This window comes from Candidatus Solirubrobacter pratensis, assembly GCF_000425945.1.
GTDB lineage: Bacteria > Actinomycetota > Thermoleophilia > Solirubrobacterales > Solirubrobacteraceae > Solirubrobacter > Solirubrobacter pratensis.
Window position 1 is genome coordinate 390,379 of the sequence record NZ_KE384480.1, and the last position, 13,710, is coordinate 404,088.

13 protein-coding genes are annotated in these 13,710 nt (G+C 73.2%); 9 read left to right on the forward strand and 4 right to left on the reverse strand.

Features of this window, described 5'->3' with window-relative positions:
- The first annotated feature begins 34 nt into the window (after nt 1-34).
- The 8 genes from ispH to H958_RS0126425 all read left to right on the forward strand — a co-directional run bounded on the left by ispH (nt 35) and on the right by H958_RS0126425 (nt 7,988).
- Nucleotides 35-979 carry a 4-hydroxy-3-methylbut-2-enyl diphosphate reductase gene (gene ispH, locus H958_RS0126385; RefSeq protein WP_037411480.1) on the forward strand — a complete coding sequence of 315 codons (945 nt, stop codon included), beginning with the start codon at nt 35-37 and terminating at the stop codon, nt 977-979.
- On the forward strand, nt 976-2,133 hold the full coding sequence (locus tag H958_RS0126390; protein WP_028060835.1) for an inositol-3-phosphate synthase: 1,158 nt from the start codon (nt 976-978) through the stop codon (nt 2,131-2,133). Before ispH ends, H958_RS0126390 begins: the two co-directional genes overlap by 4 nt.
- Complete coding sequence (locus tag H958_RS0126395; protein WP_196807583.1) at nt 2,130-3,017, forward strand: SCO3242 family prenyltransferase; 888 nt, start codon at nt 2,130-2,132, stop codon at nt 3,015-3,017. Before H958_RS0126390 ends, H958_RS0126395 begins: the two co-directional genes overlap by 4 nt.
- A 103-nt stretch (nt 3,018-3,120) precedes the next feature.
- Nucleotides 3,121-3,951 carry a sugar phosphate isomerase/epimerase family protein gene (locus H958_RS0126405; protein WP_028060837.1) on the forward strand — a complete coding sequence of 277 codons (831 nt, stop codon included), beginning with the start codon at nt 3,121-3,123 and terminating at the stop codon, nt 3,949-3,951.
- Nucleotides 3,948-4,634, forward strand: a complete 687-nt coding sequence (locus H958_RS40575; RefSeq protein WP_037411481.1) for an EboA domain-containing protein — start codon at nt 3,948-3,950, stop codon at nt 4,632-4,634. Before H958_RS0126405 ends, H958_RS40575 begins: the two co-directional genes overlap by 4 nt.
- On the forward strand, nt 4,631-5,491 hold the full coding sequence (locus H958_RS0126415; protein WP_028060838.1) for a TatD family hydrolase: 861 nt from the start codon (nt 4,631-4,633) through the stop codon (nt 5,489-5,491). The genes H958_RS40575 and H958_RS0126415 overlap by 4 nt, the downstream gene beginning before the upstream one ends.
- Nucleotides 5,491-6,600, forward strand: coding sequence for a metabolite traffic protein EboE (eboE, locus tag H958_RS0126420; protein ID WP_028060839.1), 1,110 nt, complete (start codon nt 5,491-5,493; stop codon nt 6,598-6,600). The genes H958_RS0126415 and eboE overlap by 1 nt, the downstream gene beginning before the upstream one ends.
- On the forward strand, nt 6,597-7,988 hold the full coding sequence (locus H958_RS0126425) for a nucleotide pyrophosphatase/phosphodiesterase family protein (protein WP_028060840.1): 1,392 nt from the start codon (nt 6,597-6,599) through the stop codon (nt 7,986-7,988). The genes eboE and H958_RS0126425 overlap by 4 nt, the downstream gene beginning before the upstream one ends.
- Here the strand turns inward: H958_RS0126425 and H958_RS0126430 are convergent.
- The 4 genes from H958_RS0126430 to H958_RS0126445 all read right to left on the reverse strand — a co-directional run bounded on the left by H958_RS0126430 (nt 7,969) and on the right by H958_RS0126445 (nt 12,172).
- A complete protein-coding gene (locus H958_RS0126430) occupies nt 7,969-8,649 on the reverse strand; it encodes a peptidylprolyl isomerase (RefSeq protein ID WP_028060841.1) in 681 nt (226 codons plus the stop codon). The two genes, H958_RS0126425 and H958_RS0126430, sit on opposite strands and share 20 nt — an antisense overlap.
- A complete protein-coding gene (locus tag H958_RS0126435) occupies nt 8,650-9,819 on the reverse strand; it encodes an ROK family protein (RefSeq protein WP_028060842.1) in 1,170 nt (389 codons plus the stop codon). It lies immediately after the preceding gene.
- 129 nt (nt 9,820-9,948) lie between these two features.
- Entirely contained in the window at nt 9,949-10,950 is a 1,002-nt protein-coding gene (locus H958_RS0126440) for a sugar phosphate isomerase/epimerase family protein (RefSeq protein WP_028060843.1), read from the reverse strand.
- 13 nt (nt 10,951-10,963) lie between these two features.
- A complete protein-coding gene (locus H958_RS0126445) occupies nt 10,964-12,172 on the reverse strand; it encodes an ROK family transcriptional regulator (protein ID WP_028060844.1) in 1,209 nt (402 codons plus the stop codon).
- A gap of 135 nt (nt 12,173-12,307) precedes the next feature.
- Between H958_RS0126445 and H958_RS0126450 the strand changes: the two genes are divergently transcribed.
- On the forward strand, nt 12,308-13,465 hold the full coding sequence (locus tag H958_RS0126450) for a Gfo/Idh/MocA family protein (RefSeq protein ID WP_081686303.1): 1,158 nt from the start codon (nt 12,308-12,310) through the stop codon (nt 13,463-13,465).
- The last annotated feature ends 245 nt before the right edge of the window (nt 13,466-13,710 follow it).

The following is a 13,710-nucleotide window of genomic DNA, read 5'->3' on the forward strand; positions in this document are numbered from 1 at the left end:
CGACTTGACAATGCACCTAAAGTCCGGGAGTGACATGGCGGAGGAGAGGCGGAACGCGCGTCGCGTGCTGCTCGCGATGCCCCTGGGCTTCTGCGCGGGCGTCGAGCGGGCGGTGGAGACCGTGGAGCGGGCGCTCGGCGAATACGGCGCGCCAGTCTACGTGCGCGGGCAGATCGTCCACAGCGAGCAGGTGCTCGAGGACCTCTCCGGGCGCGGCGCGGTGTTCGTGGACTCCGAGGAGGAGGTGCCGGACGGCGCCGTCTGCATACTCTCCGCCCACGGGGTCGCGCCCGAGGTCAGGCGCCGCGTGACGGCGCGCGACCTGCGCGTGATCGACGCGACGTGCCCGCTGGTCGCGAAGGTCCACGTCGAGGTCAGGCGTTACGCGCGTGCCGGACGTACTGTGGTGCTGATCGGGCGAAGGGGTCACGAGGAAGTGGAGGGGACGGTGGGCGAAGCGCCCGAGTACACGCACGTGGTCATGAGCGAGGAGGAGATCGATGCGCTGCCGATCGCGCCGGACGCGCCGGTCGCCTACGCGATGCAGACCACGCTCGCGGTCGACGACGCGGCGCGCCTGGTCGCGCGTCTGCGGGAGCGCTTCTCGGACCTGATCGGGCCGGGCAAGGACGACATCTGCTACGCGTCGCAGAACCGCCAGGCGGCGGTGAAGGCGATCGCGCGCGAATGCGACCTCGTGCTCGTGGCCGGCGCGCGCAACTCCTCGAACTCCAACCGGCTCGTGGACGTCGCGAGGGCGCAGGGAACGGCGGCGCACCTCGTGCCGGACGCGCCGGAGCTGGACTCGGCGTGGCTGGAGCGGGCGCGCGTGGTCGGCGTGGGGGCGGGGGCGAGCGCTCCACAGCGGCTCGTCGACGCGATCCTGAGGCGGCTCGCCGAGCTTGGATACGAGGACGTCGAGGAGCGCGAGCTGATGCGGGAGACCGTGACCTTCCGGGCGCCGCGGTGGCCGTCATGAGCCGCGTGGGCGTGTGGCTGGTCGGCGGCCGGGGGTCGGTCGCGACGACCGCGGTGACGGGAGCGGCGGCGGTATCCGCCGGCCTGGCCGAGCCGACGGGCCTGGTGACGATGCGTCCGCCGTTCACCGACGCGGGCCTCCCAGGGCTGGGCGAGCTCGTGTTCGGCGGCCACGACGTGGTCGAGACGCCGCTGGCGGTGCGCGCCGCGCGGCTCGTCGACGGCGGCGTGCTGCCGGTCGGGCTGCCGGGCGCGCTCGCGGGCGCCTTGGAGGCCGCCGAGTCCGAGCAGCGGCCCGGCATCACGGGGCTCGACGCGCGCAACGACCCGCGTGGCTGCATCACGCGGATCCTCAACGACCTGCGCGCGTTCCGCACGCGCCACGGCCTGGCGCGCGTGGTCGTGATCAACGTGTCCTCGACCGAGGCGCCGGTCCCGGAGCACCCGGCGCACGAGGACCTGACGGCGCTGCTGGACGCGCTCGAGCGCGGCGAGGCGATCGTCCCTCCGAGCACGCTGTATGCGATCGCGGCGATCGAGGCGGGATGCGCGTGGGTGGACTTCACGCCTTCCGCCGGCGCGCGGATGCCGGCCCTCGAGGCGCTGGCCGAGGCGTACGAGGTGCCACTGGGCGGCAGCGACGGGAAGACCGGCGAGACGCTGATGAAGTCGGTGCTCGCGCCCGCGTTCGCCGCACGCTCGCTGCGCGTGCGCTCGTGGGCGGCGACGAACCTGCTCGGCGGGGGAGACGGCGAGGCGCTGTCGGACCCGACGCGCGCGGCGTCGAAGCTCGCGTCCAAGGGGCGGCTGCTGGAGGAGATCCTCGGCTACCCCGTCGAGGCGCCGATCCGGATGGAGAACGTGCGCGACCTGGGCGAGTGGAAGACGGCCTGGGACCACGTCTCCTTCGAGGGCTTCCTCGGCGTGCGCATGCGGCTGCAGTTCACGTGGGAGGGCTGCGACTCGGCGCTCGCCGCGCCGCTGATCCTCGATCTCGCGCGCCTGAGCGCCCTGGCGCTAGAGCGCCGCGAGGCCGGCACGCAGGCGCAGCTGGCGTTCTTCTTCAAGGACCCCGCGGGTACGACGGAGCAGTCGCTGCACCGGCAGTACGAGCTGCTGGAGCAGTGGGTGGGAACCGAGGTCGCGGCGCCGTGAGCGTCGTCATGCCGGACGCTGCCGCGGTCGCCGAGCTGGTCCGGCTGCCGGCGGTCCTGAGCGTGCCCGGCGACGTGCTGGTCGGCGCCGCGGCGTCCGGCCAGGTGCGCGACGTGGCGCGCACCGCCGGGCTCGTGGCCGCGTCGTCGTGCCTGTACCTGGCGGGGATGGCGCTCAACGACTACGCGGACCGCGACGTCGACGCCGTCGAGCGGCCGGGACGGCCGATCCCCTCGGGGCGCGTGTCGCCGGGCTTCGCCCTGGGCCTCGCGGCGGGGCTGACGGCCGGCGGCGCGGCGTTCGCGATCGCCGCGGACGGGCCGCGCGCACTGAAGGTGGTCGCGCCGCTGGCGATGGCGGTCTGGGGCTATGACCTGGCGCTGAAGCCGACGCTCGCCGCGACGCCGGGCATGTCGGCCTGCCGCGGCCTGGACGTCGTGATGGGCGCCGGCGCCCACGGCGCCGCGCGGGCGCTGCCCGCCGCCGCGGTCGTCGCCGCGCACACGGCTGTGGTGACCGAGGTCTCGCGCCGCGAGGTCGAGGGCGGATCCGCGGCGGTCGCGACCCGCGCGCTCGTCGCCACCGGCGCGGTCGCCGCCGCGAGCGCGGGTCTGAGCGTCGCCAAGGCCAAGGGCCGGGCCGGCCGGATCGCCGCGCTCGGGCTGGTCGGGGCGTACGCCGCGGTCGTCGGCCGCGCGCACGCCGAGGCGATCGCCGACCCGTCGCCGGAGCGTCTCCAGCGCGCGGTCGGAACCGGCATCCTCGGCCTGATCCCGCTCGAGGCCGGGCTCCTCGCCGGCACCGGCGCGCCGGCGCAGGCCGCGGCGGTCGCGGGGTTGTGGCCCGTCGCCCGGAAGCTCGCCCGCAAGCGGGCCGTCACGTGAGCGCGCCGGCCATGCACCGCCCGCGCGAGACCGCGTCGCGCGGCGGGACCGCCGCCTCCGGCCGGCCTTCCGGGATCTCCGCGCGCCTCGCGAGGGCCGGGTCGTGAGGTACGGGTACGTATCCAACGGGCTCGCCGACCACCGCATCGAGGACGCCCTCGAGCTGCTCGCCGAGAACGGCTACGACGGCGTGGCGCTGACGCTCGACCACGTGCACTTCGACCCGCTGGCGCCGAGGCTGCGGGCGCGGGCCGGGCGGCTGCGGCTGCGGCTCGAGGCGCTCGGCCTCGCGTGCGTCATCGAGACCGGCGCGCGCTTCGTGCTCGATCCGCGCCGCAAGCACTTCCCGACGCTCGTGTCCGACGGCCGCGAGCGACGCGTGGATCTGCTGTGCCGCGCGGTCGACGTCGCCGCCGAGCTCGGCGCCCCGGTCGTCTCGCTGTGGTCGGGCGCCGCCCCCGGCGACATCGACCCCGGGCGCGCGTGGGACCTGCTGATCGACGGCCTCGGCCGCGTGCTCGAGCACGCCGCGCGCGCCGGCGTGACGCTGGCCTTCGAGCCCGAGCCGGGGATGCTCGTCGAGCGGCTCTCCGACTACGAGCTGCTCGAGCAGCGGCTCGGCGGCCCGGACGCCCTCGCGCTCACGCTGGACATCGGCCACTGCGTCTGCCTCGAGCCGGAGTCGCCGGCCGACTGCATCCGCCGCGCCGGCGCGCGGCTCGCGCACGTCCACATCGAGGACATGGTGCGCGGGGTGCACGAGCACCTGATGTTCGGCGAGGGCGAGCTCGAGCTGCCGGCCGCGCTCGCCGCGCTGGAGGAGATCGGCTACGACGGCCTCGTCGCGGTCGAGCTCTCGCGCCACGCGCACCGCGCCCACGAGGTGGTGCCCGCGGCGATGACCGCGCTGAGGGAAGCGATGGTGCCGGCATGATCGACCAGCTCGAAGACCGCGTGGCCCCGGAAGGCCTGGCCTGGCTGCAGGAGGCCGCCGCCGAGGTCGCGCACAACCCCGCGGCGATCGGCGCCCGCTTCCCGGCCGTCGGCCGCAAGGTCGGGCGCGGGCCGCTGGACCCGAACGCCGATCCCGACGACGTGCACGCGTGGACGATCGACGACGCGGCGCGGACCTATCTGCTGCAGGCGCTGGGCGGGCACGCGCAGTCCGAGCTCGACCAGCTGTATCGCTACGGCGACGCCGCCGAGCGCCGGGGCATCCTGCGCGCGCTGGAGCACCTCGACGTCGACGCGCTGCACCTCGTCGAGGACGCGATCCGGACCAATGACACGCGCCTGATCGCCGCCGCGCTCGGCCCGTACGCGACCGAGCGCCTGCCGGGCGCCGCGTACGACCAGGCCGTCCTCAAGTGCGTCTTCGTCGGCGTGCCGATCACGCCGCTGGACGGCCTCGAGCGCGTGACGCCCGACGGGGCCCGGATGCTCGCGGCGCTGGTCCACGAGCGGGTCGCCGCCGGCCGCGACGTGCCGGCGGAGGTGTGGACGGTGATCGACCGCCATTCGCCCGAGGAGGAGATCGCGGCGATCAGAGCCGAGCTGGAGAGCCCGTTCGAGGATCGGCGGGTCGCGGCGGAACGAGCACTTGGAGGACGACCATGAGGATCTTCGAGCCGCACGCGCACATGACGTCGCGGACCACCGACGACTACCAGGCGATGGCCGCGTCCGGCGTAAAGGCGCTGGTGGAGCCGGCGTTCTGGCTCGGGCAGCCGCGCACGTCCGCGGGGTCGTTCGTGGACTACTTCAACTCGCTGCTCGGCTGGGAGCGCTTCCGCGCCGCCCAGTTCGGCATCCGCCATCACTGCACGATCGGCCTCAACCCGAAGGAGGCCAACGACGACGCGCTGCGCAAGGAGGTCCTCGCGCTGCTGCCGCGCTTCCTGGCCAAGGACGGCGTCGTCGCGGTGGGGGAGATCGGCTTCGACGCGATGACCCGCGCCGAGGAGGAGGCGCTGGACGCCCAGCTCAAGCTCGCGCACGAGCAACAGCTGCCGGTGCTCGTCCACACGCCGCACCGCGACAAGGCCGCCGGCACGCGCCGCACGCTCGAGCTGGTCGAGGCCTCGGGCATGCCGCCCGAGACGGTCCTGATCGACCACAACAACGAGCTCACGGTCACCGAGGTCCTCGCTTCCGGCTGCTGGGCGGGCTTCAGCATCTATCCCAACACGAAGATGGACGAGTACCGCATGGTCCGCGTGCTCGAGCAGCACGGGCCGGAGCGGATCCTGATCAACAGCGCCTGCGACTGGGGCGTCAGCGATCCGCTGAAGATCGCCAAGACCGTCAGGGCGATGCAGGACGCCGGCTTCGAGGCCGACGACATCGACCGCGTCGTCTGGCGCAACCCGGTCGAGTTCTTCGCGCAGAGCGGCCGGCTCATCGTCGACGACCTGGGCGAGCGCGATCTCGCCGCGAGCTTCGAGGGCAACACGGTGCTCCGGGGCGAGCGCTGATGCGGCTGCGCCATCCCGACGGCAGCCTCCTGCACCTCGCCTACTGCTCCAACGTCCATCCCGCCGACGACCTCGACGGCGTCGCGGCGCAGCTCGAGCGCTACACCGCGCGGGTCCGCGAGCGGCTGGGGGTCGACACGCTGGGCATCGGCCTGTGGGTCGCCGCGCCGGCGCTGGCCGACGCGAACGCGGCCGGCCGCCTCGCCGCGCAGGTCCGGCGCCTCGGCCTCGAGGTCGTGACGCTCAACGGCTTCCCGTACACCGCGTTCCACGCGCCGGTCGTCAAGCTCGGCGTCTACTCGCCCGACTGGACCGACGCCGCCCGCCGCGACTACACGCTCGGGCTCGCGCGCCTGCTCGCCCGGCTGCTGCCCGATGACATCGAGGAGGGCAGCATCTCGACGCTGCCGCTCGGCTGGCGCGAGGGCTGGGACGAGACGGCGCAGGGGGCCGCGCTCGCCGCGCTGCATGAGGTCGCCGCCGGGTTGGAGCGGCTGCATGCGGAGACCGGCAAGCGCATCCGGCTCGCGCTCGAGCCCGAGCCGGGCTGCACGATCGAGACGATCGCCCAGGCGTGCGACGTGCTCGCCGGCCTGGCGCCGGAGTGGATCGGCGTGTGCCTCGACGCCTGCCATCTCGCCGTCCAGTTCGAGACGCCCGCGGGCGCGATCGAGCGGCTGCGCGACGCCGGCGTGGACGTCGTCAAGGCGCAGGTCTCGAGCGCACTGCGCGTCGAGCCGCACGAGCGCGAGCTGCTCGAGCGCTACACCGAGCCGAAGTTCCTGCACCAGGTCCGGGAGCGGGTGAACGGGCACGTCGAGGGCGTCGACGACCTGCCGGACGCCGGCGCGCTGCCGGGGCAGCGCGAATGGCGCGTGCACTTCCACGTCCCCGTCCACACCGCCGAGCACACGACGCAGGCGGAGCTGGTCGACACGCTGTCCGCGCTGGTCGGCAGCGGTGCGCCGCTGACGCGCCACCTCGAGGTCGAGACCTACACGTGGAGCGTCATGGGCGGCGACGACGAGGCATTGATAGAAGGGCTCGCGAGCGAGCTCGAATGGACGCGCGACCAACTGGTCGCGCTGGGCGCGGAGGTGCTCGCATGACTCTCGTGGTGATCGATGCCGTCGGATTGACCCCGCGCGCGCTGGCGCACATGCCGCGCATGCAGCGGCTGGCCGCCGACGGCTTCCAGGCGCAGCTGGATCCGGTGGTCCCGGCCGTCACGTGCTCGGTGCAGGCGACGCTGCTCACCGGACTGCAGCCCACCGACCACGGCATCGTCGGCAACGGCTGGTACTTCCGCGACCTCGGCGAGGTCTTCCTGTGGCGCCAGCACAACGCGCTCGTCCAGGGCGAGAAGGTGTGGGAGACGGCGCGCCGCGCCAAGCCCGGGTTCCGGGCCGCGAACCTGTGCTGGTGGTACGCGATGGGCGCGACGACCGACTTCACGGTCACCCCGCGCCCGATCTACCACGCCGACGGCGCGAAGGATCCGGACTGCTACACCGACCCGCCTGAGCTGCACGACCGCCTGACCGGCCCGCTCGGCGACTTCCCGCTGTTCACCTACTGGGGTCCGACGGCGAACATCACGTCCTCGAGGTGGATCGCCGACGCGGCCAAGCTCGTGCTCGGCGCCGAGCAGCTGGATCTGATGCTCGTCTACCTGCCGCACCTGGACTACGACCTGCAGCGCTTCGGTCCCGAGGGCCCCGAGGCGATCAAGGCGGCAGGCGAGTTGGACGCGGTCGCCGGAGACCTGATCGACTTCGCGCGCAGCCGCGGCGACCAGGTCGTCGTGCTGTCGGAGTACGGCATCACGCCGGCGCGCCGCCCGGTCGAGATCAACCGCGCGCTGCGCCGCGCGGGCCTGCTGCGCGTCTACACGCAGGCGGGGATGGAGTACCTCGACCCGTGGGTCTCGCGCGCCTTCGCGGTCGCCGACCACCAGATCGCGCACGTCTACGTCCGCGACCCGCGCGACCTCGACGCCGCGCGCGCCGCGCTCGAGGGCGTGCCCGGCATCGGCGTGCTGCTCGAGGGCGACGCGAAGGCCGACGCGGGGCTCGGCCACGAGCGCGCCGGCGAGCTGATCGCGCTGGCCGAGCGCGACGCGTGGTTCACGTACCACTACTGGCTGGACGACGCGCGCGCGCCCGACTTCGCGCGTAACGTCGAGATCCACCGCAAGCCTGGCTACGACCCCGCGGAGCTGTTCTTCGATCCGCAGGACAAGCTCGTCAAGCTCAAGGCGGCGGCCACGCTCGCGCGCAAGAAGGCCGGTTTCCGGTACAGCATGCAGGTGGTTCCGCTCGAGTCCCACTACGTGAAGGGGACCCACGGGCTGCTGCCGGAGACCAAGCTCGACGCGCCCGTGTTCATCTGCTCAGAGCGCGAGTCCGCACGCGACAGGATCGCCGCCACCGAGGTGCGCGACGTCCTGCTCGACCTGGTCGGTGTACCGAAGCCTCTTACTTCTCGGTCACTCTGACCGACTTGAGGAGGATCGGCTCGTCGGGCCGGTCCGTGCGCGGGTCGGTGACGATCGCACCGATCCGCGCCACGACGTCCTCGCCGGCGGTCACCTTGCCGAGCAGCGCGTAGTCGGGCGGCAGCTTGGCGGCGTCGGGCCCGGTCGCGACGAAGAACTGCGAGCCCGACGTGCCCGCCGGCTGATCCTGCGACTTCGCCATCGCGACGACGCCTTCGCTGTACTTGAGCGACTTCGGCGGCTTCTCGGTGATCGTGTAGCCCGGGCCGCCCTCGCCGGTGCCCTTCGGATCGCCGCCCTGGATGACGAACTCGGGGACGATCCGGTGGATCGTCGTGCCGTCGAAGAAGCGGTGGTCGGCGAGGTACTTGAACGAGCCGCCGGTCAAGGGTGCGCGGCGCGCGTCGAGCGTGATCTCGAACGTGCCGCAGTTCGTGGCGACCGTGGCGACGTAGGTCTTGGCCGCGTCGAGTGAGAGCTTCGGCTTGGGCAGCGTGACCGACTTCGGGGCGAGCGACTTGCCGTCCACGACCGCGCAGCCCTGGGCGAAGTGCTCGGTCGCCGCCGGCGTGACCTGCGCCGGCGGCGTCTTGCCGTCATCGGATCCGCCGCACGCGGTGAGCGCCGCGCAAGCGGCGAGGACGAGCGCGGGGCGACGCATCTACGCCGCCGCGACGCCGGCTTCGATGGCCTTGTCGATCGCGTCGGGATCGAGGATGTGCTCGATCACCATGATCGCCGCGCCGATCACGCCCGCCCGGTCGCCCAGGCGGCTCGGCACGATCCGCAGATCGCCCGTCGCGAGCGGCAGCGAGCGCTGGAAGATCACCTCGCGCACGCCGGCGAGCAGTTGCTGGTGGGCGTCGGAGATGTCGCCGCCGATCACGATCGCGCCCGGGTTGAAGAAGTTGACCGAGCTCGCGAGCACCTCGCCCAGATGGCGCCCGGCGTCGCGGACGATCTGGATCGCGAGCGGCTCGCCCGCGCGGACCAGCGAGACGACGTCGCGCGAGGTCTTCGCTTCGAAGCCGGCTTGGGTGAGGCGGTGGGCGAGGGCGCGGCCGCCGGCGACGGCTTCGAGGCAGCCGACGTTGCCGCAGCGGCAGACGACGTCGTCGTGGCCGGCGATGCGGATGTGGCCGATGTCGCCGGCGGCGCCTTGGGCGCCGCGGTGGATGTGGCGGTCGGCGACGATGCCGCAGCCGATGCCGGTGCCGACCTTGACGTAGAGCAGGTGCTCGACGTCGCGCCAGTGGGTCCAGTGCTCGCCGAGGGCCATGATGTTGACGTCGTTGTCGACCAGCACCGGCGCGTCGTAGTGCTTGGAGAACCAGCCGGGGACCGAGAAGCCGTCCCAGCCCGGCATGATCGGCGGCGCGACTGGCTCGCCGCGCGAGAACGCGACCGGACCCGGGACGCCGACGCCGATGCCGCGCACGTCGCGCGGGGCGCGGCCGACCTCCTTCAGCAGGGCGAGGAAGCGCTCGTGGACCCAGGGAAGGACCACTTCAGGGCCCTCCGCGATGTCCATGTCGTACGTCGCCTCCGAAAGGGGGACGCCCGCGAGGTCGCTCGCGACCAGTCGCGAGTGCGTCGCCCCGAGGTCGGCGACGAGCACGAGGCCGGCGCCCTGGTTGAACGCCAGCAGCGTCGGGGGGCGGCCGCCCGTGGACGCGCTGCCGCCGGCCTCGTAGACCAGTTGGTGGGCGAGGAGGACGTCAAGCCGCTGCGCGACGGTGGAGCGGGCCAGCCCGGTCCTGCGTACCAGATCCGCTCGCGTGACGGCTTCGCCATCGCGGATGAGGCGCAATAGCGACCCGGCTCCGGTCATCGAGCTCTCACCATCGAGGCAAGTAAAGCAGACGTTACGGCGACTTCGATAGTCCTCATGGACGAAAGTCTCGCCTGCTAGCGATGGGTTTTCGGTGAGTTCGTCCGGACCATGCGTCGAAACGTCCCGCTAGGACCCGCTCGCGAACGCGGCGTCGAACGCGATCGTCGACGGGGCGAAGTCGGTCCTGCGGACGAACGCCAGCGCATCGCGCGCGCCGTACTCGCGATCCATGCCCGAGTCCTCCCACTCGATCGACAGCGGTCCGTCGTAGCCGATCCGGTTGAGCGCGCGCAGCAGGGCGTCGAAGTCGACGTCGCCGTGACCCGGGGAGACGAAGTCCCAGCCGCGGTCGCCGGAGCCGAAGTTCAGGTGGCTGCCGAGGATCGAGCGGCGCCCGTCGAGCCGGCGGACCGAGTCCTTGACGTGCACGTGGTAGATGCGGTCGCCGAACTCGGCGGCGAACGCCGCGGGGTCGATCAGCTGCGGGATGAAGTGGCTCGGATCGAGGTTGATGCCGAAGCCCTCGCGGTTGTCGAGCGCGGCCAGCGCCTTGCGCGTGGTCGGGAAGTCGTAGGCGATCTCGGTGGGGTGGACCTCGAGCGCGAACTTGATGCCCTCGGCGTCGAAGACGTCGATGATCGGGCCCCAGCGCTCGGCGAACTCGGCGTAGCCCCGCTCGATCTCGGAGAAGTCGTTGGGCGGGAACGAGTACAGGAGATGCCAGATCGAGGAGCCGGTGAAGCCGGTCACGACGGGCACGCCGAGCTGCGCCGCCGCGCGCGCGACGTCCTTCATCCGCTCGGCCGCGCGCGTGCGCACGCCCTCGGGGTCGCCGTCGCCCCACAGTTCAGGCGGCAGGATCGCTTCGTGGCGCGCGTCGATGCGGTCGCACACGCACTGGCCGATCAGGTGCGAGCCGATCGACCACATGCCGAGCCCGTTGCGCTCCAGGATCGAGCGCCTGCCGGCGGCGTAGCCGGGATCCGACAGCGTCTGCGCGACGTCGATGTGGTCGCCCCAGCAGGCGGGCTCGAGGCCGTCGAAGCCCCACTCGCCCGCCTTGGCGGCCACCTGCTCGAACGGCAGGTCGGCCCATTGGCCGGTGAACAGCGTGACGGGCCGGGACATGGAAGTGCTCCTCTCAGGTCAGGGGTACCGGGGTCCGGACGACGCGGTCGATCGCGTCGGGATCGAGGACGTGCTCGATCACCATGATCGCCGCCCCGACCACGCCGGCGCGATCGCCGAGCTGACTCGGGACCATGCGCAGGTCGCGCGTGGCCATCGGCAGCGAGCGGCGGATCGCCACCTCGCGCACGCCGGCGAGCAGTTGCTGGTGGGCGTCGCCGATGTCGCCCCCGACCACGACCGCGCCCGGGTTGAAGAAGTTCACGGCGCCTGCAAGCACCTCGCCGAGGTGGCGGCCGGCGTCGCGGACGATCTGGATCGCGAGCGGCTCGCCCGCGCGGACGAGTCCGACGACGTCGCGTGAGGTCTTGGCCTCGAGTCCGGCTTGGGTGAGGCGGTGGGCGAGGGCGCGGCCGCCGGCGACGGCTTCGAGGCAGCCGACGTTGCCGCAGCGGCAGACGACGTCGTCGTGGCCGGCGATGCGGATGTGGCCGATGTCGCCGGCGGCGCCTTGGGCGCCGCGGTGGATGTGGCGGTCGGCGACGATGCCGCAGCCGATGCCGGTGCCGACCTTGACGTAGAGCAGGTGCTCGACGTCGCGCCAGTGGGTCCAGTGCTCGCCGAGGGCCATGATGTTGACGTCGTTGTCGACCAGCACCGGCGCGTCGTAGTGGGCGGCGAACCAGCGCGGGATCGAGAAGCCGTCCCAGCCGGGCATGATCGGCGGGGCGACGGGCTCGCCGCGGCCCGACGCGACCGGCGCGGGGATGCCGACGCCGATGCCGAGGACGTCGGCGGGGCCTCGTCCGGCGTCGGCGAGCAAGCTCTCGTAGCGCGCCTGGATCCACTCGAGCACGGCGGCGGGGCCGGCGGCGATGTCGAGGTCGTACGCCTGCTCGACCAGCGGCTCGCCGGCGAGGTCGGCGACGGCCAGGCGCGAGTGGGTGGCGCCGAGGTCGGCCGCGAGGACGACGCCCGCGCGCTCGTTGAAGGCGAGCACGGTCGGAGGACGGCCGCCGGTCGAGGCGCGGCCGCCGGCCTCGTAGACGAGCTGGTGCGCGATCAGCGCATCGACACGCTGGGCGACCGTGGAGCGGGCGAGCCCGGTGCGGCGGGCGAGGTCCGCGCGCGTGACCGCCTGCCCCTCCCGGATCAGCTGCAGCACGCGGCCCGCCCCGCCGGCCCCCGTCCCGTCCGTCCCCGTTCTCTCCCCCGTGAGCATGTGATGAGTTAACCAGACTTCGACAGGGTCGAGGTCCCAGGTTTCAGCATGTCAAGGGAATATCTAGGCCATCAGGCGTGTAGAACGGGAAGCTTTTGATTGACTTCCGCTCAAAACCTGGCTACGTTGCGCGCCATGTCTCGAGGGGTTCGCATCGCCATTGCCGGAGCCGGGTTCATCGGTGCCGTTCACGCGCGCTCGGCAAGGCTCGCAGGCGGGCGCCTCGTCGGCGTTGCGGCCTCGTCGCCGGGGCGCTCCGAGCGCGCCGCGGCGGCGCTCGGAGCGGAGCGCGCGTTCGGCTCCGCGGACGAGCTGGTCGCCTCTCCTGACGTGGACATCGTCCACATCTGCACGCCGAACCACCTTCACCGCCCCCTGGCCGAGGCCGCGCTCGCGGCCGGCAAGCACGTGATCTGCGAGAAGCCGCTGGCCATCGACGCGACCGGGGCGCAGGCGCTGGTCGATGCCGCTGAGGACGCCGGGCGCCAGACCGCCGTGCCGTTCGTCTATCGCTACTACCCCACGGTCCGCGAGGCGCGCGAGCGCGTGCGCGGCGGCGAGTCCGGGCCGGTGCGCATCATCCACGGCAACTACCTGCAGGATTGGCTGCTGCGTCCGGAGGACGACAACTGGCGCGTCGACGCGCAGCTCGGCGGCGCCTCACGTGCGTTCGCGGACATCGGCTCGCACTGGTGCGATCTCGCCGAGTTCGTCACCGGCCACAGGATCACGCGCGTGTGCGCGCGCATGCTGACCGCGATGCCGGAGCGGGCGCGAGCGGCCTCGCGCGCCGCGTTCGAGCGCGGGGGCGAGGCGGGCGAGACGCGCGAGGTCGGCACCGAGGACGCGGCGGTCGTCCAGTTCGAGACCGACGGCGGCGCGATCGGCACGACGGTCATCTCCCAGATCTCGGCCGGGCGCAAGAACCAGCTCTTCCTCGAGATCTCGGCGGCCGAGGAGTCGCTCGCGTTCAACCAGGAGGAGCCCGAGTCGCTGTGGCGCGGCCGCCGCGAGGCGGCGATCGTCATCAAGCGCGACGCCGAGGCACTCTCTGAGCCCGCGGCGCGCTACGCCTTCCTCCCGGCGGGGCACCCGCAGGGCTACGCCGACTGCTTCGACGCGTTCGTCGCGGAGGCGTACGCGGCGGTCGCCGCGGGCGAGGCGCCCGAGGGCCTGCCGGTGTTCGCCGACGGCCTGCGCTCGGCCCGCATCACGGAAGCGGTGCTGAGCTCGGCGCGCGACGAGCGCTGGATCGACGTGCTCGCACCCGAGGCCCTCGCACTCGCGGGCTGACGTCGCGCCCGCGGGGGCGGGCGGTCCGCCGCGCGGGGCGCGCGCGGGACGCGCGGTCTTCCTGGGCGGGTGGCCTGATCGCGCGGTCTCCCCGCGCGGGCGCCCCGATCGCGCGGTCTCCCCGCGCAGCTTCGGTGCCCCGGCGAACTGCGGCTCACCGGGGCGGGCGCCCCGATCGCGCGGTCTCCCCGCGCGGCTTCGGTGCCTCGGCGAACGGCGGGCATCGAGGGAGGCGGGTCAGGGGG

Coding starts and splice junctions, on each gene's coding strand:
- ispH (WP_037411480.1), top strand. CDS start 35: ATGGCGGAGGAGAGGCGGAACGCGCGTCGCGTGCTGCTCGCGATGCCC.
- H958_RS0126390 (WP_028060835.1), top strand. CDS start 976: ATGAGCCGCGTGGGCGTGTGGCTGGTCGGCGGCCGGGGGTCGGTCGCG.
- H958_RS40575 (WP_037411481.1), top strand. CDS start 3,948: ATGATCGACCAGCTCGAAGACCGCGTGGCCCCGGAAGGCCTGGCCTGG.
- H958_RS0126415 (WP_028060838.1), top strand. CDS start 4,631: ATGAGGATCTTCGAGCCGCACGCGCACATGACGTCGCGGACCACCGAC.
- eboE (WP_028060839.1), top strand. CDS start 5,491: ATGCGGCTGCGCCATCCCGACGGCAGCCTCCTGCACCTCGCCTACTGC.
- H958_RS0126425 (WP_028060840.1), top strand. CDS start 6,597: ATGACTCTCGTGGTGATCGATGCCGTCGGATTGACCCCGCGCGCGCTG.
- H958_RS0126430 (WP_028060841.1), bottom strand. CDS start 8,649: ATGCGTCGCCCCGCGCTCGTCCTCGCCGCTTGCGCGGCGCTCACCGCG.
- H958_RS0126435 (WP_028060842.1), bottom strand. CDS start 9,819: ATGACCGGAGCCGGGTCGCTATTGCGCCTCATCCGCGATGGCGAAGCC.
- H958_RS0126440 (WP_028060843.1), bottom strand. CDS start 10,950: ATGTCCCGGCCCGTCACGCTGTTCACCGGCCAATGGGCCGACCTGCCG.
- H958_RS0126445 (WP_028060844.1), bottom strand. CDS start 12,172: ATGCTCACGGGGGAGAGAACGGGGACGGACGGGACGGGGGCCGGCGGG.
- H958_RS0126450 (WP_081686303.1), top strand. CDS start 12,308: ATGTCTCGAGGGGTTCGCATCGCCATTGCCGGAGCCGGGTTCATCGGT.